The 21,491-nt window shown below is 66.1% G+C and carries 19 protein-coding genes; 17 read left to right on the top strand and 2 right to left on the bottom strand.

Annotated elements, in window-relative coordinates; all coding sequences use genetic code 11:
* Positions 1-114: 114 nt before the first annotated feature.
* The 15 genes from F8S13_03695 to F8S13_03625 all read left to right on the top strand — a co-directional run bounded on the left by F8S13_03695 (position 115) and on the right by F8S13_03625 (position 16,029).
* Entirely contained in the window at positions 115-537 is a 423-nt protein-coding gene (locus F8S13_03695; protein ID KAB8144946.1) for an ATP-binding protein, read from the top strand.
* Between the two features lie 91 nt (positions 538-628).
* Positions 629-1,864 carry a SpoIIE family protein phosphatase gene (locus tag F8S13_03690; GenBank protein ID KAB8144945.1) on the top strand — a complete coding sequence of 412 codons (1,236 nt, stop codon included), beginning with the start codon at positions 629-631 and terminating at the stop codon, positions 1,862-1,864.
* 55 nt (positions 1,865-1,919) lie between these two features.
* Positions 1,920-2,615, top strand: coding sequence for a DUF1211 domain-containing protein (locus F8S13_03685; protein ID KAB8144944.1), 696 nt, complete (start codon positions 1,920-1,922; stop codon positions 2,613-2,615).
* 157 nt (positions 2,616-2,772) lie between these two features.
* Positions 2,773-3,729, top strand: a complete 957-nt coding sequence (locus tag F8S13_03680; protein ID KAB8144943.1) for a pyridoxal-phosphate dependent enzyme — start codon at positions 2,773-2,775, stop codon at positions 3,727-3,729.
* On the top strand, positions 3,689-4,234 hold the full coding sequence (locus F8S13_03675) for a DinB family protein (protein ID KAB8144942.1): 546 nt from the start codon (positions 3,689-3,691) through the stop codon (positions 4,232-4,234). The genes F8S13_03680 and F8S13_03675 overlap by 41 nt, the downstream gene beginning before the upstream one ends.
* Positions 4,235-4,238: 4 nt before the next feature.
* Positions 4,239-5,195: a pyridoxal-phosphate dependent enzyme gene (locus F8S13_03670; GenBank protein ID KAB8144941.1), complete on the top strand. Its 957-nt coding sequence runs from the start codon at positions 4,239-4,241 to the stop codon at positions 5,193-5,195.
* Between the two features lie 137 nt (positions 5,196-5,332).
* Complete coding sequence (locus F8S13_03665) at positions 5,333-5,821, top strand: hypothetical protein (GenBank protein ID KAB8144940.1); 489 nt, start codon at positions 5,333-5,335, stop codon at positions 5,819-5,821.
* Positions 5,822-5,979: 158 nt separating this feature from the next.
* Positions 5,980-6,603, top strand: coding sequence for a hypothetical protein (locus F8S13_03660; GenBank protein ID KAB8144939.1), 624 nt, complete (start codon positions 5,980-5,982; stop codon positions 6,601-6,603).
* Between the two features lie 8 nt (positions 6,604-6,611).
* Entirely contained in the window at positions 6,612-8,342 is a 1,731-nt protein-coding gene (locus tag F8S13_03655; GenBank protein KAB8144938.1) for a hypothetical protein, read from the top strand.
* A gap of 59 nt (positions 8,343-8,401) precedes the next feature.
* On the top strand, positions 8,402-8,995 hold the full coding sequence (locus F8S13_03650; GenBank protein KAB8144937.1) for an SCO family protein: 594 nt from the start codon (positions 8,402-8,404) through the stop codon (positions 8,993-8,995).
* 36 nt (positions 8,996-9,031) lie between these two features.
* Positions 9,032-9,610: a copper chaperone PCu(A)C gene (locus F8S13_03645; protein KAB8144936.1), complete on the top strand. Its 579-nt coding sequence runs from the start codon at positions 9,032-9,034 to the stop codon at positions 9,608-9,610.
* 54 nt (positions 9,611-9,664) lie between these two features.
* Positions 9,665-10,039, top strand: a complete 375-nt coding sequence (locus F8S13_03640) for a hypothetical protein (GenBank protein KAB8144935.1) — start codon at positions 9,665-9,667, stop codon at positions 10,037-10,039.
* Positions 10,040-10,422: 383 nt separating this feature from the next.
* Positions 10,423-14,934 carry a tetratricopeptide repeat protein gene (locus F8S13_03635; GenBank protein ID KAB8144934.1) on the top strand — a complete coding sequence of 1,504 codons (4,512 nt, stop codon included), beginning with the start codon at positions 10,423-10,425 and terminating at the stop codon, positions 14,932-14,934.
* Positions 14,935-14,959: 25 nt separating this feature from the next.
* Positions 14,960-15,307, top strand: coding sequence for a dynein regulation protein LC7 (locus F8S13_03630; protein KAB8144933.1), 348 nt, complete (start codon positions 14,960-14,962; stop codon positions 15,305-15,307).
* 272 nt (positions 15,308-15,579) lie between these two features.
* Positions 15,580-16,029 carry a nucleoside-diphosphate kinase gene (locus tag F8S13_03625; GenBank protein KAB8144932.1) on the top strand — a complete coding sequence of 150 codons (450 nt, stop codon included), beginning with the start codon at positions 15,580-15,582 and terminating at the stop codon, positions 16,027-16,029.
* Between the two features lie 54 nt (positions 16,030-16,083).
* On the opposite strand, the gene F8S13_03620 is transcribed toward F8S13_03625, so the two are convergent.
* Together F8S13_03620 and F8S13_03615 are read right to left on the bottom strand one after the other, a co-directional pair.
* Complete coding sequence (locus F8S13_03620) at positions 16,084-17,664, bottom strand: hypothetical protein (GenBank protein KAB8144931.1); 1,581 nt, start codon at positions 17,662-17,664, stop codon at positions 16,084-16,086.
* Positions 17,636-18,394, bottom strand: a complete 759-nt coding sequence (locus F8S13_03615; protein KAB8144930.1) for a hypothetical protein — start codon at positions 18,392-18,394, stop codon at positions 17,636-17,638. Before F8S13_03615 ends, F8S13_03620 begins: the two co-directional genes overlap by 29 nt.
* A gap of 478 nt (positions 18,395-18,872) precedes the next feature.
* On the opposite strand from F8S13_03615, the gene ychF reads away from it, so the two are divergent.
* Both ychF and F8S13_03605 read left to right on the top strand, forming a co-directional pair.
* On the top strand, positions 18,873-19,952 hold the full coding sequence (ychF, locus tag F8S13_03610) for a redox-regulated ATPase YchF (GenBank protein KAB8144929.1): 1,080 nt from the start codon (positions 18,873-18,875) through the stop codon (positions 19,950-19,952).
* A 136-nt stretch (positions 19,953-20,088) separates the two neighbouring features.
* Positions 20,089-21,480 (top strand): FtsW/RodA/SpoVE family cell cycle protein, encoded by a 1,392-nt coding sequence (locus F8S13_03605; GenBank protein KAB8144928.1) that lies wholly within the window; start codon positions 20,089-20,091, stop codon positions 21,478-21,480.
* The last annotated feature ends 11 nt before the right edge of the window (positions 21,481-21,491 follow it).

Raw genomic sequence — 21,491 nt, 5'->3', positions numbered from 1 at the left:
TGGCCGAAAGACGGCGGGCGCGGCGGCGTATGCTGCAGCTAGGGGGCGGCATCGTGCGCCGCGCCGGTCGATCTCGTCTTCCGACAAGCATCCCTAGGGCTATCAGGTAGACCTATGCAACCGCTCACCGTCGCTGGCAATCTCGACTCGCTCTCCGCCATCGCGGCCTATGTGCAGGAGGCCGCGCGCGTGGCCATGCTCGATGCGAAGACCTCGTATCGGCTGCGGCTGGCGGTCGACGAGATCGCCACCAATATCATCACCCACGGCTATGGCGAGCACCAGATCGATGGCTCGATCACGGTGTCGGCGTCGCTGAATGGCGGCAGCCTCACCATCGTGCTCGACGACACGGGGGTGCCGTTCGACCCGCTGGCGCAGCCGCCCCCCACCAGCCTGGCCCAGGCCCTGCACACCCGCACCCCTGGTGGGCTGGGCATCTACCTAGCGCGGCACGCGATCGACACGTTCGCCTACCGCCGCGCGGGCAGCCACAACTACAACTCGTTCACTGTCTCGGCCCCGGTGGCCACCTGAGCAACCATTCCATACCGCACGTTCGTGCCATGGGCGCGCAGCAGCATGGGCATTGCCACGCTGCGCGTCCGTGCCGTATTTGGAGGCCCTCATGCCTGGTGAATTTGGCTATCTGCTGGTGGTACACCACCACTTCGAGATCTACGACTCGCTGCGCGCCCACCTGGAATCCTCGGGCTACACCATGATCTGCATCCCCGAGGCTCAGCAGGCCCTGAGCATGCTCCGAAAGCAGCCGAGCGACCTAGTGCTGATCGCGCTCGATCTGCCCGACATGCGCGGCAGCGACCTGCTGACGGCGATCAAGAGCGACCCCGACCTTCACGCCATACCCGTGATGATGATCACCGAGCATTCCAACAGCCCCCACCTGGAGGAGTGCCTGTCGCTGGGTGCCTACGACCACATCCACCCCTCGATGAGCCCCATGCTGCAGCAGGCCCGCATCCGCATGTGCCTGCAGTACGGCCTGATGCACAACCCCACCCGCGTCAACCCCGAGAAAGAGGTGCTGCTGATCAAGATCGAGCACGATCTGCAGATCGGGCAGGACATCCAGTCCGACTTCCTGCCGCGCGACCTGCCCGACTTCCCCACCTGGCAGATCGCCGATTTCTACAAGCCCGCCCGCGAGGTCGGCGGCGATCTCTACGATGTGTTTACCACCATGCACGATCAGTATATCTGCCTGATCATCGGCGATGTCTGCGACAAGGGCGTGGGCGCGGCCCTGTTCATGGCGCTGTTCCGCAGCCTGTTCCGCGCCGCCGCCCAGCAGCAGATCCCTGCCAGCCCCGATCAGCCGCCCTACCCAGGCGATCAGGAGTCGCAGGTGCTCTACGACACCTTTAACCTGGTGAACAACTATGTGATCGACAACCACGGCGACAAGGGCTATTTTGCGACGCTCTTTTTTGGTATACTGAACCCATCCGACGGAAGCCTGTTCTATGTGAATGGTGGCCACGTGCCCGCGCTGATCGTCGGCGATCAGGGCATCAAGCACCGCCTTACGCCCACCGGCCCTGCGGTCGGCATCATCCCTAACACCACCTTCGACATCCAGCGCATCCAGCTCGACCCAGGCGACATTCTCTTCACCTATACCGACGGCGTCACCGACGCCCGCAACCCCGAGCGGCGGCTGTTTGGCGAGCAGCGCCTGATCGAGATGCTGCACACTGGCGTGTCGGCAGCCGACCTCGTGACCCAGATCTCCACCCAACTGGCGCTGCACATCGGCAACGCCGAGCAGTACGACGATATCACTATGCTGGTGGTCGAGCACATGGCCCCTGGCTCGCTGACCCACGTGATGCCGCGCTGAGCACGGGCAGCGCCGATACCACCGCACCGCCATCCAGAGCAGAGAAGGAGCGTTCATGACCATCAGGCACAAAAGCTCGCGGATTCTGTCCACCTATGTCGAGGATGTGGAAGACTCGGAAAAGCGCACGCCCTCGGCGGAGCGCCTTGTGGCCTTTAGCGATGCGGTGATCGCGATCGTGATCACGCTGCTGGTGCTTGAGATCAAGGTGCCCCATGTGGAGGAGGGCGGCAACGCCGCGCTGACCATGGCGCTGCTGAACCAGTGGCCGTCATACCTGAGCTTTATCGTCAGCTTTATGATCATCGGCGTGACATGGGCCAACCACCACACCATGTTCGCCCACATCAAGCGCACCGATCATATGTTCCTGCTGATCAATCTGCTCTTTCTGTTCTGGATCGCGGCCATCCCGTTCGCCTCGGCCCTGCTGGGCGAATACATCCAGCGCCCCGAGGAGCAGACGGCGGCGGTGGTGTATGGCGGCGTGCTGACGATCGGCGGTGTGTTCTTCAACCTGATCTGGGTCTACGCCACCGGCCCGTCCAATCTGGTCGATCGCAAGAGCAACCCGGTGCATCTGCGCGCGCTCAGGCACTCGTTTATGTTTGGGCCTGTGCTGTACTTTTTGGTCACGCTGGTGGCCTTCTGGAATGTGGAGGTGAGCCTGGCGTGCTACATACTGCTGGGCCTGCTCTACGCCATGCCGCTGGCCTCGTTCCGGCACCTGCTGCAGCCGCGCAGCGCCTAACACCACAGCCCGCCCCAGCGTCAGCCCGCCCTGCACATTCCGTCGTGGGGCGGGCTGACGCTGGGGCTTTTTTTGCTACAATCGCGTTGCGCCAACAACCCATCTGCACCAGGAAAGGGCACGCTATGACGAACGACCCCATGTCCAAGGCCCGGCTATGAGCCTCGATCTCGCCAGCATCGAGGCGGCCCGCAGCCGCATCGCGCCCCACACTCGCCACACGCCGCTGCTGCCCCTGCCAGCCCTGCGCGGCGACATGCCGCCCAACCTGCGGCTGAAGCTGGAGAATCTGCAGGTCAGCGGCTCGTTCAAGGCGCGCGGCGCGTTCAACCACCTGCTCCAGCTCGCCCCCGAGCAGCGCCAGCGCGGCGTGGTCGCGGCCTCGGGCGGCAACCACGGTGTGGCGGTGGCCTACGCCGCCAGCAGGCTGGGCCTGCCCGCCACAATCTACCTGCCCGAGCAGGCCAGCGCCGACCGCGTGGCCAGGATCGCGGCCTGGGGCGCGCAGGTGGTGCCCTACGGGCGCAACTGGGACGACGCCCACCAGCAGGCCATGGCCCACGCCCAAGCCCAGGGCAGCCCGTACATCCACCCCTTCGACGCCCAGCGCACCCTGGAGGGCACCGGCACGCTCGGCCTGGAGCTGCTGGATGACCTGCCCGAGCTTGACTGCGTGGTGGTGGCCATCGGCGGCGGCGGCCTGATCAGCGGCCTGTCCGCCGCGATCAAGCAGCTGCGGCCCCACGTGCGCATCATCGGCGTCGAGCCGGTGGGCGCGGCATCCATGAGCGCGGCGCTCCAGGCCGGGCGCGTGCGCGAGCTGCCCGCCACCCACACCATCGCCGACACGCTCGCGCCGCGCGCGGTGAGCGAACGCACCCTGGCCCTGACCCGCCAGTACGTGGATGAGGTGGTGCTAGTGGAGGATGCCCAGATGGTCGCGGGCATGCGCTGGCTATGGGCCGAGGCCAACCAGCTGGTGGAGCCAGCTGGCGCGGCGGTGGTGGCGGCCATCCAGGCGGGTCTGGATCTTGCAGCGTACCATGCCCCGGTGGCTCTGATCTGCGGCGGCAATGCTGCGGCGGAGCCAGTGTTCACCAGCTACCAGCGGTAGCCCGCACCCCCAAAGAAGGAGAAAACCTATGACTCAGTCCGAGATCGCACCCGTGCTCGACCTGCTCGCCGCCTTCCCCGCCGTCCTGCGCGACCTCACTAGGCCGCTCGATGATACTACCCTGCGCTTCAAGCCCGAGGGCGAGTGGTCGGTGATCGAAAATGTGGGCCACCTGATCGATATCGAGGGCATCTGGACCGGGCGCTTCCAGCAGATGCTGGCCGCCGAGCAGCCCACGCTGCAGCGGTTCGATGTCGACGAACTGGTGCGCCAGCGCAGCTACCAGCAGAAGCAGCTGTCCGGGCTGCTGGGCACCTTCAGCGAGGCTCGCGAGCAGACCATCGAGTTCCTGCGCGGCCTGAAGCCGCTGCACCTGGAGCGCACCGGCGTGCACCCCACCTACGGCATCATCACGCTCTCGCAGGCCATCGGCATCATGTCCAAGCACGACTACCTCCACCACGATCAGATCGAGAAGACCGTGGCCCAGGCGAAGGAGAAATAGCGCAATGACGCTGGTCGATTCGGTCGATTTCGCGGCGGTGCAGGATGCCGCCGATAGGCTCAAGGGCATCGCCCACCGCACGCCCATCTTCACCTCGCGCTCGCTCAACCAGGCCACTGGCCTGGAGATCGTGCTGAAGTGCGAAAACTTCCAGCGCGGCGGCGCGTTCAAGTTTCGCGGGGCCTACAACACCATCAGCCGCCTGGAGGGTTGCCGCAGCGTGGTGGCCTTCTCGTCGGGCAATCACGCCCAGGGCGTGGCGCTGGCCGCGCAGCTGCTGGGCGTGCAGGCCACCATCTGCATGCCTAGCGACGCGCCCGCCGTGAAGGTGGAGGGCACCCGCGCCTATGGGGCCGAGGTGGTGTTCTACGACCGGATGACCGAGGATCGCGACGAGGTGGCGGGGCGGGTAGCCCAGCAGCGCGGCGCGCCGATCGTGCCGCCCTTCAACCACCCCCACATCGTGGCCGGGGCGGGCACCGCCGCGCTGGAGCTCATCCAGGATGTGCCCGACCTCGACGCCCTGGTGACACCTGTGGGCGGCGGCGGGCTGATCAGCGGCAGCGCGCTGGCGGCCCACGGCCTGCGCCCGGACATGCCGGTGCTCGGGGTCGAGCCAGCCGATGGCAACGACGTGGCCCTGTCGCTGGCGGCGGGCCACCCGGTCCAGATCCCGCCGCCCCGCACCATCGCCGATGGCCTGCGCACCCAGATGCCCGGCGACATCACCTTCCCGATCATCCAGTCGCACGTGGCCCAGGTGCTCACGGTGACAGATGACGAGATCCGCACGGCGCTGCGCTTCCTGCTGCTGCGCATGAAGCTGGTGGTCGAGCCGAGCAGCGCGGTGGTGGTGGCCGCCGCTATGGCGGGCAAACTGCCCGCCGGGCCGCGCCGCGTGGGCATGATCATCACCGGCGGCAACATCGACCCCGAGGTGCTGTCCAGCCTGTGGGCCTAGCCGGAGCATCTGCGCACCTCACGTGGCCTGCTGAATCCTAACACCAGCCCGCTATCGCAACAGGATAGCGGGCTGGTGCCATGCTGTGGCAATAGCCGCCCATGTTATTTGACACATTTATCACAAACGTGTACAACATGGCAGATATTTCCAGCATTGAGAAGAGTGTGCGCGAGCTTCTGACACGCATGTGCCGCATCTGGCACCCAATAGCAGGCAGGCTGCGACGGCGCGGGGCGCTGACCAGCCTATTTGTCGTGCTCACGCTCGGCCTGCTGGAGCCGCTGGCCTGTGTCGCCCACTGTGCGATCATCGAGATGCTGGGCACCGCCAGCGGCATGACAGCCATGCACCACCACCACGCCAGCGCCACGCCCGATCTGGCCAGCGTGGCCCCGGTGGGCACCAACTGCCACGGGATGGCCAGCAGCCCCAACAGCGCCGCCCCAAACTGCCCCACCAGCTTCGGCCAGCCCTTCCACGAGATGCTGCTGCTGTCCGTGGTCATCCTGCTGGTGCTGGCCAGCATCGCCCGCCCCAACCTATCCCCGGTGCTGCGCCAAGCCCAACACCGCCCCCAGCCGCTCTCGCCTCCTCCGATCATTCGACCTGCCTTCGCAGCCTAACATCACCCCAGCACCTCGGGGCATGCACAGCGTACCCCAAGATGGCCCAGCGCACGAGCGCCAGCATCCCCATGGAAAAAAGATCCATGGCCGATCTGCTGCCATGCGCCGCTCGACCAGCCCTTACAACGAATGATGTATTTCGAAGGAGAGAAGAGATGAAGATCGCAACCCGGATCGCGGCCCTGGCCGTGCTTGCTGGCGCGCTGCTCGCGCCCATCGCCATGCCCACCGCGTCGGCCCACGGCCACCTGAAGGCGGGCGACTACGAGCTGGTGATCGGCTTCCTGAACGAGCCAGCCTACCAGGGCGAGCCAAACGGCCTTGACCTGCGCGTGACCAACGAGAAGACCAGCCAGCCAGTCAAGAACCTAGAGGACACGCTCAAGGCCGAGCTGACCTACGGCGGCAGCAAGCAGGAGTTCGCCATCCACGCCCAGTGGGGCCAGGATGGCGCGTATACCGCCGATGTCATCCCAACGAAGGCGGGCACCTACACCTGGCGCATCTTCGGCACCATCGAGGGCACGCCAGTGGACCTCTCGCTCACCAGCGGCCCCGAGACCTTCGGCAACGTGAACGCCAAGGCCACGGTGGCCTTCCCCGCCGCCGAGCCGACCAGCCAAGATCTGCTCGACCAGGTGGCCCAGGCCCGCGCCATCGGGATCACCGGCATTGCCGTGGGCGCGATCGCGCTGATCGCGGCGCTGTTTGTGCTGCTGCGCAAGGCACCGGCCAAGGCCCAGGCCGCGCCGGCCAAGGCCCAGGGCCAGCAGGCCTAGCCACAGCCATGCGCAGGTTTCTCGCCATCACCATTGTCGCGCTGGCCCTGCTGGCCACGGCCACGCCCGCGTGGGCGCACGCCGGGCTGGTGCGCTCCACGCCCGCCGTGGGCAGCACGCTCGATCAGGCCCCCGCCGAGATCGTGCTGGAGTTCAGCGAGCAGCTCGACGCTGACTTCTCGCGCGTGCAGCTCTTCGACTCCAGCAACGCGCTGCTGGATGCAGGCCCCGGCAGCATCGACCCTGCCGACCCGCACACGCTGCGGCTGGCGCTGGGCACCCTGCCCAAGGGCACCTACACCGCGCTCTGGCGCGCTCGCTCGGCGGTGGATGGGCACGTGACCGAGGGCAGCGTGCCGTTCGGCGTGGGCGTGGCCGTCGCGCAGGCTGCACTCATCCCGCCGCCGGGCGCGGTAGAGCCAGCCACCGCCGCGCCACCGCTGGGCAGCGCGGCCACACGCTGGATGGGGCTGCTGGCCCTGGTCGCGGCGCTGGGCGGGGTGCCCTTCGCGCTGCTGGTGTGGCGTCCCGCCTTCCGCGCGGCCAGCGCCGCCGACCAAAAGGCCGACTACACCGCGATCGACCAGTCGTTTGGCAGGCACCTGCGCCGACTGATCGTGGCGGGCAGCGCCGCCGGGCTGCTGGCCGCCGTGGTCTTCCTGATCGATCAGGCGGCCACGGCGGCGGGCGTGCCCGCGTGGCAGGCCCTGGGCCAGCCTGCGGCGGCGCTGCTGCGCAGCTACACCGGCGGGCTACTGGTGGCCCGCGCGGCGCTGGGGCTGGCCACCCTGGCCCTGGCCACGCGGCTGCCCGCCCCTGGCGCGGGCGCGGCCTGGCCGTGGTGGCTGGCCCTGGGCCTGGGTGGCGCGCAGGTGCTCACCTTCAGCCTGGGCAGCCACGCCGCCGCCGAGCCGCAGGGCGCGGCGCTGGCCACCGCCCTCGACTGGCTGCACATCGCGGCCACAGTGGCCTGGGTGGGCGGGCTGGCCCCGCTGGGCATGGCCCTGTGGGGCGCGCGCGAGCGCAGAGACCACGCACTGCCGCTGGGCAGGCTCATCCCGCGCTTCTCGGCGCTGGCCGTGGCCTGCGTGCTGGTGCTGGCCGCCAGCGGCACCTACAGCTACTTCCTGCACATTGGCCAGCCCGCGCTGCTGCGCGACACCACCTATGGGCGGGCGCTGGCCGCCAAGCTGGCGCTGTTCGCGCTGCTGCTGGCGCTGGGGGCGTGGAACCTGCTGGTGCTCTCGCCAGGGCTGCGCAAGGGCGGCACGGGCCTGGCCCGCCGCTTCGGGCGCAGCATCGCGGGCGAGCTGGCCCTGGGCGCGCTGGTGCTGCTGGCCGTGGGCGCGATGACCAGCGTGGCCCCTAGCAAGGCCGCCTGGGCCGAGCAGAGCAAGCTCGGCATCAGCCAGACCGCCGATCTCGACGGCGCGAGCATCCGGCTCCAGGTCGCGCCCGCGCAGATCGGCGAGAACGAGTTCGCCGTGGATGTGCGCGACACCCGCCAGGGCGCGGATGCCGCGCCCGCCACGGTGCTGATCGACTTCACCATGGTGGGCATGGAGATGGGCACCATCCAGGCCGAGATGAAGCCGGGCGGCGACGGCCGCTACACCGCGCGCGGCAGCTACATCTCCATGGGCGGGCGCTGGCAGATCGAGGTGATCGTGCGCCGCCCAGGGTACGACGACATCCGCCATACCTTCCAGGCCGACATTGTCAAGGCCGCGCGGCCCTAGCCGCCCGAGGCGAGCCGCCAGCCGTGCCGTCGGTATCACACACCAAAAGAGGACACACTATGAAACGAATGCCCGCCCTGATCCTGCTCGCCCTGGTTAGCCTGCTCGCCCTCAGCTCGTGCGGCCAGCCCTACACCTTTCGCAGCACGGTGATCGAGCCAGCCAAGCCCGCGCCCGACTTCACCCTGACCGACCAGAACGGCCAGCCCTTCACGCTCAGCCAGCAGAAGGGCAATGTGGTGCTGCTGTTCTTCGGCTTCACATCCTGCCCCGATGTCTGCCCCACCACCCTGGCCGACATCGCCGCCGCCCGCAAGCAGCTCGGCGGCGACGCCGACCGGATCAAGGTCGCCCTGATCACCGTCGACCCCGCCCGCGACAACCAGCAGAAGATCGGCACCTACGTCCACAACTACGACTCCACCTTCATCGGCCTCACCGGCACCCAGGAGGAGATCGCGCCGGTGATGAAGTCGTACGGCGTCACCGCCATCCGCCGCGAGCTGCCGAACTCGAAGCTGCAGTACACCATGGACCACTCGGCATTCATCTATGTGATCGACAAAGACGGCAACTGGCGGGCGATGATGCCATTCGGCGTGACATCCGAGGACATCGCCAGCGACACCCGCTACCTTGTGAACAACTCCTAGTTTCTTCGCGATAGATTCAGCAGAAAGGCAGATCCCATGAAACTCCACACCATCCTGCCCACGGCAGCGCTCGCCCTGGCCCTGGCCGCATGTGGCAGCAGCACCGCCACCGCCCCAGCCGCCAGCACCGCCGCCGCATCCAGCGCCGCCGATGTGAAGGCAGGCGCGATCAGCATTAGCAGCCCCTGGGCGCGCGCCTCGCAGATGAGCGGCGGCATGGGCAGCATGGCCACCGCCGAGGCGGGCGGCATGGGCAGCATGGCCACCGCCGAGGCGGGCGGCATGGGCGACATGGATGGCGGCATGGGCGCGGCCTACATGGTCATCGCCAACAGCGGCAGCGCCGCCGACAAGCTGGTGAGCGTCAGCACCGACGCCGCCAAGACCGCCGAGGTCCACAATGTGATCGAGGAAAACGGCGTGATGTCTATGCGCCCCGTCGAGGGCGGGCTAGAGATCCCGGCGGGCGGCAGCGTCACGCTGAAGCCCGGCAGCTACCACCTGATGCTGATCGGCCTCACCAAGCCGCTGGTGGCGGGCGAGAGCATCACGCTCAAGCTCACCTTCGCCACCGCAGGCGAGGTCACGGTCACCGCCCCCATCCGCGAGAAGTAGCCCGCAGGGCAGGGCGGCGCACGCCGCCCTGCCCGAAGTGGAGAGAGGACATCTATGAGCTGGAAAATCATACTCATCGGCATCTGCGCCTTCCTGATCGCCTGCGTGGCAGCCGCCACCGGCTGGCAGACCCACCAGCAGCGCGAGGCCAATCGCAAGGTCGAGTACGTCATCCCGCAGGGCACCATCCAGCGTGTCGCCGCTGGGCAGCCACTCGATGTCCTCCCATCCACCATCACCATGACCCTCGGCCTGCGCGACATCCTAGTGATCCGCAACGACGACCAGCAGGCGGTGCAGATCGGCCCCTACAAGATCGAGCCAGGCCAAACATTTCAGCAGCAGTTCTTTAATGTTGGAACATTTGATCTGATGTGCACTATTCACGCCGATGCACGCATGCGTGTTGTGGTAGTACGTTCCTCCTAATTCTGCAAGTCGCCTTGGCTAGCATGCCCCAAAAAAACGCATTGAAACGCGATCAAAGAGCAAAAACCTAGCCCATGTAGTGTAAACTGTTGTTATTCTGCTTACCGACAGCAACACAGCTATAGAGTTGTCATGCTAGAATGTGGCGATATTTCGGAGCGCAGCACATGCGTTACGACGCAGCGGCGCAAGGCGGCGGGGATTTTGTGCGCTCGCTGCAAGCGGCAGTGTCTTGCGAGGGTTTGACACATAGGCTATAATGGGCACTAGATTTACGCATTATAGCGCGTTGCTTCGCCTTCGGTACCACAAGACCCGTCCGTATCCGTAAAACATTACACTATGATGAAATCGCACGCGGAGCCGACGGTGGGAGGAGCGATATGGCTACGATGAGCCTCCAAGGGGCCTATGACCAGACCCGGCGCTGGATTGAGAGCAACGATCCGGAGCGTGCCATCGGGCTAGCCCAGCACATCCTCAACTACTACCCGAATAACCTTGAAGCCTATCGTATCCTTGGCGAGGCCTATCTTGCCAGCAGGCAGCTCGACAAGGCTCAAGAAGCATTCGATCGTGTGCTGCGCTCAGACCCGGAAAATATTCCGGCCCACGTGGGCCTTGGCATCTCGTACGAACGGCAAGGTAAGCTCGATCGCGCAGTGCTGGAGTTCGAACAGGCCTGGGAAATTCGCCAGGACATGACGGAGCTGCGCACTCAGCTGCAGCGTCTCTACACCGAGGCTTGGGGCAAAGAGCATGCCCAGGTCGGAATCAGCAAGGCCGGCCTCGCGCGGCTCTACGCCAAAGGGCACATGCTGCCCCAGGCGATCAACGAGTTTCGCCAGGTGATCACCGAGCAGCCCGCTCGCCAGGATGCGAAGGTCGCGCTGGCCGAGGCGCTCTGGCGCGACGGCCAGGAAAACGAGGCCATCGCTCAATCCAAGGACATCCTGGCCCAGCGGCCCGAGTCGCTCAAGGCCAACCTGCTGCTCGGCTACATCTACCTCGCCCAGGGCAAGCCCGATGGCCAGCGCTACTGGGACACCGCCCTGCAGATCGACCCCTACCTGACGGTCGGCAAGGTGCTCTTCGACACGCTGCCCGCTGGCTCCGAGCAGAACCCCGAGCTGCCCGAGTGGGACGCCGATGAGTGGCTGCGCCAGCGCGAGCTTGAGAAGCAGCCCGTGCCCGCCGCCACGCGCCCCATCCCGATCGCCGAGCTAGAGACACCTGTCGCCGCGCCGCAGCGCACGCCGCAGCCCGCTGCCGTCAGCGCGGGCAACAACGATGACTTCCTGGCTGTGCTGCTGGCGGGCACTGGTGCCACCACCGCAGCTGCCGCAGCCGCAGCTGCCGCAGCCGCACCCAAGGCGGCCCCCAGCGCACCGATCGACGAGATAACCGAGCCGATCAACGCCAACCCCTTCTCGCTGGATGACCTAGACTTCGGCGCAGGTGGCGCAAAAGAGGACGACGCGCCGCCGCTCACGCCTTTCTCGCTCAGCGACCTGGGTCTCTCCGATGACGAGATCGAGGGCATCACATCCAGCCCGTCGGCAAGCGAGATCACCCAACCAGGTGAGTTCGTGGCCGATGAGCCGGAGACGGCGCCCTTCTCGCTCGCCGACCTTGGCCTCTCCGACGACGAGATCGCCAGCATCAGCGACGCCAGCGTGACCGAGTCTCCCGCGCCGAGCGCCGACGAGCCGGAGATGGCGCCTTTCTCGCTCGCCGACCTTGGCCTCTCCGACGACGAGATCGCCAGCATCGACAGCGCCTCTACCACCGCACCGAGCGCCGACGAGCCGGAGATGGCGCCCTTCTCGCTCGCCGACCTCGGCCTCTCCGACGACGAGATCGCCAGCATCAGCGACGCCAGCGTGACCGAGTCTCCCGCGCCTGCAGCCGACGAGCCGGAGATGACGCCCTTCTCGCTCGCCGACCTTGGCCTCTCCGACGACGAGATCGCCAGCATCGACAGCGCCTCTACCGCCGCACCGAGCGCCGACGAGCCGGAGATGGCGCCCTTCTCGCTCGCCGACCTTGGCCTCTCCGACGACGAGATCGCCAGCATCAGCGACGCCAGCGTGACCGAGTCTCCCGCGCCTGCAGCCGACGAGCCAGAGATGACGCCCTTCTCGCTCGCCGACCTTGGCCTCTCCGACGACGAGATCGCCAGCATCGATAGCGCCTCTACCGCCGCGCCGAGCGCCGACGAGCCGGAGATGACGCCCTTCTCGCTCGCCGACCTTGGCCTCTCCGACGACGAGATTGCCAGCATCGACAGCGCCTCTACCGCCGCGCCTGCAGCCGACGAGCCGGAGATGACGCCCTTCTCGCTCGCCGACCTTGGCCTCTCCGACGACGAGATCGCCAGCATCAACGCTGGGCAGATCGGCAGCGCCACACCCGACATGCCATTTGGCATCCCTGGCCAGAATCCAAGCAGCCAGCAAGATGACCTACCCGATGACCTGCTGCCATTCTCGTTCGACGAGCTTGACCTCGACAACGGTGGTGGTGGGCTTCCTCCATCGCTCCAGCCCTTCTCGCTGGATGATGCCCCGATGGGGCAGCCGCGATCGAGCAGCTTCATCCCGCCCGAGCCAAAGTTCAACCGCGACGAGCCATCGAGCGAAGACGACGAGGACACCATCGCGCAGAGCGGCGGGTATAGCTGGCAGCAGCCCACGCAGCGCCCTCGCCCCGCCTATGTCGACCCGGTGACCGGTGAGCGCGACCCGCTGATGCCGGATGGCGAATCTATCTTCTCCAAGCTGAAGACGCGCAAGGAGCAAGAGATCGACTCGTTCCAGCCGATCGAGCCGCCGCTCAGCGAGAACTTCGAGGAGACGCCAAACGACCGCATGATCTTCTCGATGGATGACATCTCGCTGCGTGACGACACAGCAGAAGGCGCGGCCCACGAGCAACTGGCTGCCGAGGCTGCCGCCACGCCGAGCACACCCGAGGCATCCAAGCCCGCACACGAAGACGAGAATGTGGAAGATCTGAGCGCTGGTCTCTCCAGCGGCCAGATCCAGCCGTTCTCGCTGGCCGACCTTGGGCTTAGCCCCGAGGAGATCGCCGCGCTGGGCCTGGGCGGCAACAGTGGTGCGGCCCAAAGCTTCACCAGCATGCTCGGCGATGACGAGCCTGCCGAGGCGGCCTCGGCCACACCAAGCACACCCGAGCCAGTGATCGAGGCAGCCCCCGAGGCCGAAAGCCCACAGGCCGACGACTTCGACTTCCTATCGGATGATTCGCTGGGCGCACTTGAGCTAGTGGATGAGGAGCCAGCGGATGAGAAGCCGGTGGCCGAGACCCACGCGGAAGATGACCTCGCCGCAGGATTCGACTCGCTCTCGCCTTTCTCGCTGAGCGACCTGGGCCTCTCGCAGGATGAGATCGACGCCCTTGGGCTTGACGACCAGCCCGAGGACACCGGCCTGCGCATCACCGAGGAAGAGCTCAAGGGCCTGGACATGGGCGGCGACATCGACCTGAGCGAATTCCAGCTCAGCGAGAGCACGCCAGCGACACCAGAGCCAGAGCCAGAGCCGGAGCCACTGTCAAGCTTCGATCTCGACCTCAACTTTGACCCCGAGCCGGAGCCAGAGCCAGAACCCGCCGCCACCGGCACCGGCGACCCTCTGCTGGATCGGCTGCTTGACCTGGGCACGATGCAGGGCTATGTCGATATTGCCGACATCATCGCTGGGGTTGAGAACCCCGAGGCCGAGGCCGAGCGCATCGAGCAGATCGGGCAGATCCTGCACGAGAACAACATCAAGATCTTCGATGGCGATGAGGAAGTGGACATGGAGGCCGAGTACGAGGTCGAGGAGGAAGAGCAAGCCGATGACCTCTCCCAGATCGACTTTGCCGATGTGCGCCCCACCGCCGAAGAGCCGGACATGACCCCGTTCTCGCTCAGCGACCTGGGCCTCTCCGATGACGAGATTGCCAGCCTGGGCCTGGGCGAGCCAGCCCCGAAGACCCGTGAGCCAGAGCCGGTGGCCGATGAGTCCGATATGACCCCGTTCTCGCTCGCCGACCTTGGCCTCTCCGAGGACGAGATCGCCGACCTGGGCCTCAATGACATCCCGGAGACCACCCCCGAGCCTGCCGCCGAGCCGGAGATGACCCCGTTCTCGCTGGCCGACCTTGGCCTCTCCGACGATGAGATCGCCGACCTAGGCCTGGGCGACGCACCTGCGGCAACCCCGGCCCCAGCCGACGATGAGGATGAGCCGGAGATGACCCCGTTTGCCCTGAGCGATCTGGGGCTCACCGAAGAGGAGCTTGCCAGCCTTGAGCCGGATCTCCCGGAGACGCCAAAGGCCAGCGCCAGCCCCTCGCTCGACATCGGCTCGTTCTCGCTCGATGACATCCTGGCCGAACCGACGCCCGAGGAGCCGAAGACGCCCACGCCTGCACCCAGCAGGCCGGTGGATACGCCGCCCGTGGCAGCGACCCCGCACATTGTTGAACCGGCGGCGCAGCCCACACCTGCGCAGCAGCCGACGCCGATTGTGCAGCCCCGGCAGAGCCCAGGGCTTTCCAACTCGCTTTCCGAGCAGGTGCCTGCCCTGGGCAGCTACCTGAAGCGGCTTGAGCAAGACCCCCAGAACCATGCGCTTCGGCTCTCGCTGGCGCGCATCAGTGGGCAGATCGGGCAGGCAGAGGCGGCTATTCAGCAGTACAAGAACATCATCCGCCAGAATGTACTGCTTGACATCGTCGTCGACGATCTGTCCGACCTGATTAGCGACACAGACGATCCGCACACGCTACAGCGGCTGCACCGCCTCCTCGGTGACGCCTACTCAAAGCAGGGGCGTATCGACGACGCAATTAGTGAGTACAACTGGATCTACGGCAACAACTAACTGTGCTAAGGGAAAGGCTGCAGCAATGCGACGGATCGTCGAAGACTTGATCCGAGTAGAAGGCGTAATCGGAAGCCTGCTGGTGGGCAAGGATGGCCTTGTTGTCGCCAGTACGCTACTCGATGAAGAAGATGCCGAGGTTTTGGGTGCCATGTCCGCCGCAGTCTTCGGCGAGATAGATAAAGCGACCAAACGGATCGGCGTTGGAACCCTGGTGGACAGCATCATTGATGCTGAGCAAGGGTCTATCCTGATGCTTGAGGCGAAAGACCTGATCCTGGTTGTGATCACCCAGCGGATGGTCAACCTGGGCTTGGTGAAGATGGAAATGCGACGCGCGTCCAAGCGCATCGGCGAAGCACTCCCCATCTAGCCCTGCCGCTCCACACACGCAAGCGGCGGTGGTCGAAAGGCCACCGCTTTTGTGTGTCGGCAGCAGAGGATGCTAAAACACTAGCACCCTAACGTAATATCAAGCGCTTTCCCTTTTCTTTCATCACATTTTTGCCAAAAGTGCTGATACCTTGCCCGTTTTCTGAGTTTGTGATGAAAAAGCTATGGTATTATTTGGCGTGGCAAACGGATATTATCGACATAGAGCCTTACGGCATCTTATTAAGCGAGACTGAGAAGGAGATTCAGATCATGGAGCGATCACTGATTATCCTCAAGCCCGATGCTGTCCAGCGCGGGCTTGTTGGCGCGATCCTCACCCGCCTTGAGCAGCGCGGGCTGAAGCTGATCGGCATGAAGCTCATCCACATGGATGAGAGCCTAGCCAAGCGCCACTACGCCGTCCACGAGGGCAAGCCGTTCTTCCCGGGCCTGATCTCGTTCATCACCTCCGGCCCGGTGGTGGTGCTAGCCGTCACAGGTAAAGAGGTTGTGGCCACCGTGCGCACCATGGTCGGCGCGACCAACCCGGTCAACGCCGCCCCTGGCACCATCCGCGGCGACTTCGGCCTGGAGACCAGCCGCAACCTGATCCACGCGTCGGACTCGCCCGAGAATGGCGAGCTTGAGGTGAACCTGTTCTTCAAGGCCGACGAGCTGGTGGAGATGGAGCGCAACGTGGACGGCTGGATCTACGGCTAGCCCCTCGGCGCAGGAATAGCAAAGCCCCGCCCTCGGCTGGAGGGCGGGGCTTTGCTATTCCTGCGGCTCTGCCGTGACGATCTCGCTGGGCACAGATATCTCGCTGGGTACGGGCGTCTCGCTCGGCGGCAGCTCTGTTGGCGGCACGGGCGTCTCGCTCGGCGCAGGCGTCTCGCTCGGCGGCAGCTCTGTTGGCGGCACGGGCGTCTCGCTCGGCGCAGGCGTCTCGCTCGGCGGCACCGTGGGCGTGGCACTCGGCGTAGCCGTGGGTGTGGCGGTGGGCAGGGCGGTGGGTGTGGCGGTGGCCGTCGGCGTGGCGCTTGGCATTACCGTGGCGCTTGGCATTGCCGTGGCGGTGGCTGTAACGGTGGCCGTGGCCTGCGGCGTCGCGCTGGCCGTGGCCTGCGGCGTCGCGCTCGGCAGCACGGGCGTCGCGCTCGGGGGCAGCGTCGGCTGAGCTGCTGCGGTCGCGATCGGCGTAGCTGTGGCCGTAGCTGCAACCACCGTAGCGGATAGGGCGGGCGTCGGCGCGGCGGTGGGCGGGCGTGTCGCAGCGGCGGTAGGCACAGCCGATGCTGCGGTAGGGCTGGCGGGCGCGCTCGTGCGCACGGGGGTGGCCACCGCCAGCGTAGCTGTGGGCTGTGGCGACACCGTGGATGACGCGACGGCTGGCAGCACCGACGGGCCAGCGATCTCATCTAGCACCTGCCGCACCTCGGCCAGAGCGGGGCCGGGCTGCTCGGCCTGTTCAACTTGGGCAAGCGTTGCTCGCGACTCGCTGGCCATCTGGCTGAGCGCTGGCAGCACATTGGGGTAGGTATTTGCCAGCGTGGCGTTGCTCAGGGCGCTGCGCGAGTGCTCCAGGGCGCTGTGCATGGCCCCCGCCACCAGCGGCGAGTCAGCCGCAACCCCGCTGGAGATCAGGGCCTGCGCCTCGCTCATGCGCTCTTGGGCATAGCGCACGTGCAGCCACCCGCGCGGCCCAGCATCTGGCGTGATCGCCACTGCCAGATCCTCACGGGCCAGCTTCCAGGCGTAGAGCGGCTGGCCCGGCAAGCTCTCTGCCGAGGCCTGGTCAACCGCCAGCAGCATGAAGGCAGCGGCCAGCGTGGCCAGCGCCGCCTGCGCAAGCCCACGGCGCGCGCGGCGCTCACGCAGCACCAGCGGCAGCCCTGCTCGGCGCTCGGCGTGCTGGCGGATGTCGCGCTCGCCAGCCGCCAGCCACTCGATCATCTCGCGTGGCAGCGGCTCGCGCGATTCGGCGTAGAGCGCGCTGCCCAGATCGGCCAGGGGGGCTAGCTCGCCCAGGCAGGGCAGCGGCGGGCCGCCCAGCTGGGCCAGATCCAGCGCGGTATCCAGCGCGGCGGGGGATGTGGGCCGCTGGCTGCGGCGGTGGGTGTGCCGCCGCAGCGCGGCTATGGCCGCCAGCTCGTGCGCGCCCTCAAGGTAGGGCCATAGCTCCAGATCGGCTCCCAGCGGCTCGGCGGCCTGCGTAGCCATGGCCGCAGCGACCCACAGCAGCGGCTCCAGCGCGGCCTGGTCGGCGGGGTAGCGCGCGAGACACTCCTCTACGCTGGCCCCGGCCTGCATCAGCGCAAGCGCCTGATCAAGAGTCGTGCTGAGCCGATGTTCCACTGCGTCGGTACTCCATCATATCGATCGTGCTGTCAAGCGCCCGGCCCTGCAGCGGCCCATCGGGCACGCGGTAGGGGTCGGGGGCGCCGGGTGCGGCTGGGGCTGGGGCAGGCTCGCCACGCTCGATCAGCTGGTGCAGGGCGGCCAGGGCCTGGTGCTGCCGCTCAAGCACCGCAGGCTCGGCCACACGCAGCGCCTGGGCGATCTCGCTGGCCGACATGCCCGCGAAGAAACGCAGCGCCAGCAGCACCTGCTGCTGCTCGGGGAGGCGCAGCAGCATGCGGCGCAGGGTAGAGCGGTTGGGGCCGGGCTGGCTGGGCAGCTCGCCCCCGCCATCCAGGGGCGTGCGCGGCAATGCGGCGTGCTGGGCATAGCCCGCCAGCACATCGCCAGCGATCTGGTAGAGCCAGCCCAAAAACAGCAGCTCGCCCCGGCTCTCGAACACGCCCAGGTTGTGCAGCGCGCGCACAAACACCTCCTGGGTCAGCTCTTGGGCCAGCTCCTGGTCGCCCAGGCGCGCGTAGAGGTAGCGGAGGATGCCGACCGCATACTGCCGGTAGATCTCGCTATAGGCGGCGATGTCACCAGCCCTGGCAAGGGCGATACGCTCCTCCAAGTGCATGGCTATTCCTTCATTGTGAGCTGGGCCACAGCATCGCGGCGGGGAAAAACAGCCCTGCGCACCAGTGCGGCTGTTCGTGCGTGCAGCAGGTTGGTTGAGGCGCGGCATCGTTTTGCACAGGCATAGTATAGCCCATATGCGACTAATATCAAATATGCTACGGTTTAGACGTCGGTGAGGCCCAAAACGATGCACTCACGGGCCACGCCACCAACAATGTTTACCACCAAGGCTCCAAGACACCAAAGAACAAACGGGAACGAATACCACGAAGGCACGAAGACACGAATGGAAGAAAACGCATGCATTACCAAGGTACGGTGATGCGATGCCGCGTTAGACAGAACGCATAGACCCTGATAGCGCATCAGAGTGCGGTTGCATGAATGAGCGCGGCTTGTTATACTGCACGGAGATTGGGGGGAATCTACCACGCCACGCACCAGCAGCACGGCGTTTTTGCGTCTGCCGCACGGCGGGCGCGGTGGAGCAGCAGCCAGCTAACCCGAGCAAAAATTCAGAGCACCCTTTGTATGCTTTTGGCCGCGTGGCCAGACAGACATCTTTCATTTAAGGTAGAAGCTGCATGAAAATGGCTATCATCGGTCTTCCCAACAGCGGGAAGACAACGGTATTTAACGCGCTCACCCGCGGCACCGCCGAGACCACCACCTACGCCTCGGGCCAACTGGAGCCGAACATCTCCATGGTGAAGGTGCCCGACGAGCGCCTGACCAAGCTATCCGAGATGTTCAACCCGCGCAAGCTGACGCCCGCCGACGTGCAGTATGTGGATGTGGGCGGCATCAGCGGCGAGCACCAGAGCGGCGGCCTGCCGGGCGCGCTGCTGAACTACATCCAGGGTGCCGACGCCTACCTGCATGTGGTGCGCGCCTTCCAGGATGAGAACGTGCCGCACCCCCAGGGCTCGGTGAATGTCGAGCGCGACATCGCCACGCTGGACATGGAGCTGATGTTCTCGGACATGGCGATCATCGAGCGGCGGCTGCAGCGCCTGACCGCCGAGATCAACAAGATGTCGTCGAAGGACAAAGAGCAACGGATCGCCGAGCGCGAGGTGATGCTGAAGATCCAGCAGGCGCTGGAGAGCGAGATCCCGGTGCGCGACATCGAGCTGGATGAGGACGAGGAGCGCCTAGTCAAAGGCTACCAGTTCCTCTCGGCCAAGCCCATGCTGGTGGTGGTGAACACCGGCGACGACCAGATCGCCAGCCCGCCCGAGGTGAAGTACGAGCACAAGCGCAGCGACGTGGTGGCGATCAGCGGCAAGATCGAGGCCGAGCTGGCCCAGATGGATGACGAGGACGCCGCCGCGTTCATGGAGGATCTGGGCATCAGCGAGGCCGCCCGCGACCGCGCGATCAAGAAGTCGTACGATCTGCTGGGCCTGATCAGCTTCCTCACCGCCGGCACCGACGAGGTGCGCGCATGGACTATCCGCAAAGGCATCCCGGCGGTCGAGGCCGCTGGCACCATCCACTCCGACATCCAGCGCGGCTTCATCCGCGCCGAGATCGTGGCCTACGACGACCTGATGCGCGCGGGCAACATGGTCGAGGCCAAGAAGCAGGGCACGGTGCGCATGGAGGGCAAGACCTACATCGTGCAGGATGGCGACATCTGCCACTTCCTGTTCAACATCTAGCGCCGACCGACCGCTGCCGGGGCTGTGGCGCGCCACGCCGCAGCCTGCGGAGCCGCCGTGGGGGCATCGCGCCCCCACTCCCCCAAGCCACTCCCGCGCCATACCGCCACCGCGCAGCAAGCAATGGTAGAAATACATGATGTACTACATCCGGCGCTTGCGCGCCCTTGAGATCCAGCTGCTCCTCACCGCGCTGCTGCTGTTTGGGGCAGGCTATGTGCTGGTGGTGGGCGTGCTGGGCACCGAGCAGCTGGTGCCGACCGCCCACGGCCTGCTCGACGTCCTCTGGCCGTCGATTCTGCCCATCCTGCTGTTCATCCCGATCTCCATCGGCATGAGCTGGCGCATGTCCAACGCCGACCAGATGCTGCTGCCGCTGGTGGCGCTGCTCACCGGCCTGGGCCTGCTGATGATCGCGCGGCTGGAGCCAGCCCTGCTCGACCGCATGTGCGAGGGGGCCAATGGCATCGCCTACCCCTGCTACGAGGGCATCGACACGCGCCAGACCATGTGGGTCTCGGTGGGGCTGCTGGTGATGTCGGCCATCCTGTTTGTGCCCTGGGATGACCTGATGCGCCGCTACTTCCGCACCTCGCTGATGGACTTCCTCAGCCACCAGCGCTACGTGTGGCTGTTCCTCGGTATCGTGCTGATCGTGCTGACCTTTGTGTTCGGCATCGACCCCAACGACAGCGGCGTGCGGGCCTGGTTCCGCCTGGGGCCGATCCTGTTCCAACCCTCGGAGCTGCTGAAGATCATCCTGGTGATCTTCCTGGCCTCGTACCTGGATGACCATCGCGAGCTGGTGGCGCGCGGCTACAAGCTGGGGCCGCTCACCATCCCGCCGCTGCCCTACCTGCTGCCGCTGGTGAGCATGTGGGGCATGGCCATGGGTCTGATCATCTTCCAGCGCGACCTGGGCGCGGCGCTCATGCTCTTCAGCGTGTTTCTGGCTATGCTGTACGTGGCCACCAGCAGTGGCTGGTATGTGATCGCGGGCCTGAGCGCGTTCGGCGTGGGCACCATGGTGCTCTACCGGATCATCGCGATCGTGCAGACGCGCGTGTCGATCTGGCTCGACCCATGGGCGCACGTGCACGACACCGGCTACCAGATCGTGCAGGCGATCTACGCCTTCTCGGCGGGCAATATCCTGGGCACGGGGCTGGGCAGCGGCTACCCCACAGTGGTTCCGGCGGCGCACACCGATTTTATCTTCACCTCGTTTGGCGAGGAGATGGGCCTGGCGGGCACGCTGGCGGTGCTGATCGCCTACCTGCTGCTGGTGTTCCGAGGCTTCCACATCGCGCTGCGGGTGCCCGGGCGGTTCCGCGGCTTCGAGCAGCTGATGGCGGTGGGGCTGACCACCATCCTGGCGGTGCAGACCTTTATCATCATCGGCGGCAACCTGCGGCTCATCCCGCTCACCGGCATCACGCTGCCCTTTATCTCGTACGGCGGCTCGTCGGTGCTGATGAACTTCTTGATCATCGGCCTGCTGCTGCGGATCTCGGCGGGCGAGCGCTAGGAAGACACGCA

The organism is Chloroflexia bacterium SDU3-3, assembly GCA_009268125.1.
In the GTDB taxonomy this organism is placed as follows: Bacteria; Chloroflexota; Chloroflexia; order Chloroflexales; family Roseiflexaceae; genus SDU3-3.
Note: the sequence above shows the minus strand (reverse complement) of the source record. Positions and strands in the feature narration are given on the sequence as shown.

Excerpts from the sequence above, each read along its gene's own strand:
- F8S13_03605 (KAB8144928.1), top strand. The coding sequence starts at position 20,089 with ATGATGTACTACATCCGGCGCTTGCGCGCCCTTGAGATCCAGCTGCTC.
- F8S13_03655 (KAB8144938.1), top strand. The coding sequence starts at position 6,612 with ATGCGCAGGTTTCTCGCCATCACCATTGTCGCGCTGGCCCTGCTGGCC.
- F8S13_03625 (KAB8144932.1), top strand. The coding sequence starts at position 15,580 with ATGGAGCGATCACTGATTATCCTCAAGCCCGATGCTGTCCAGCGCGGG.
- ychF (KAB8144929.1), top strand. The coding sequence starts at position 18,873 with ATGAAAATGGCTATCATCGGTCTTCCCAACAGCGGGAAGACAACGGTA.
- F8S13_03695 (KAB8144946.1), top strand. The coding sequence starts at position 115 with ATGCAACCGCTCACCGTCGCTGGCAATCTCGACTCGCTCTCCGCCATC.
- F8S13_03675 (KAB8144942.1), top strand. The coding sequence starts at position 3,689 with ATGCTGCGGCGGAGCCAGTGTTCACCAGCTACCAGCGGTAGCCCGCAC.
- F8S13_03635 (KAB8144934.1), top strand. The coding sequence starts at position 10,423 with ATGGCTACGATGAGCCTCCAAGGGGCCTATGACCAGACCCGGCGCTGG.
- F8S13_03665 (KAB8144940.1), top strand. The coding sequence starts at position 5,333 with ATGGCAGATATTTCCAGCATTGAGAAGAGTGTGCGCGAGCTTCTGACA.
- F8S13_03615 (KAB8144930.1), bottom strand. The coding sequence starts at position 18,394 with ATGCCGCGCCTCAACCAACCTGCTGCACGCACGAACAGCCGCACTGGT.
- F8S13_03630 (KAB8144933.1), top strand. The coding sequence starts at position 14,960 with ATGCGACGGATCGTCGAAGACTTGATCCGAGTAGAAGGCGTAATCGGA.
- F8S13_03650 (KAB8144937.1), top strand. The coding sequence starts at position 8,402 with ATGAAACGAATGCCCGCCCTGATCCTGCTCGCCCTGGTTAGCCTGCTC.
- F8S13_03680 (KAB8144943.1), top strand. The coding sequence starts at position 2,773 with ATGAGCCTCGATCTCGCCAGCATCGAGGCGGCCCGCAGCCGCATCGCG.
- F8S13_03660 (KAB8144939.1), top strand. The coding sequence starts at position 5,980 with ATGAAGATCGCAACCCGGATCGCGGCCCTGGCCGTGCTTGCTGGCGCG.
- F8S13_03670 (KAB8144941.1), top strand. The coding sequence starts at position 4,239 with ATGACGCTGGTCGATTCGGTCGATTTCGCGGCGGTGCAGGATGCCGCC.
- F8S13_03640 (KAB8144935.1), top strand. The coding sequence starts at position 9,665 with ATGAGCTGGAAAATCATACTCATCGGCATCTGCGCCTTCCTGATCGCC.
- F8S13_03645 (KAB8144936.1), top strand. The coding sequence starts at position 9,032 with ATGAAACTCCACACCATCCTGCCCACGGCAGCGCTCGCCCTGGCCCTG.
- F8S13_03685 (KAB8144944.1), top strand. The coding sequence starts at position 1,920 with ATGACCATCAGGCACAAAAGCTCGCGGATTCTGTCCACCTATGTCGAG.
- F8S13_03690 (KAB8144945.1), top strand. The coding sequence starts at position 629 with ATGCCTGGTGAATTTGGCTATCTGCTGGTGGTACACCACCACTTCGAG.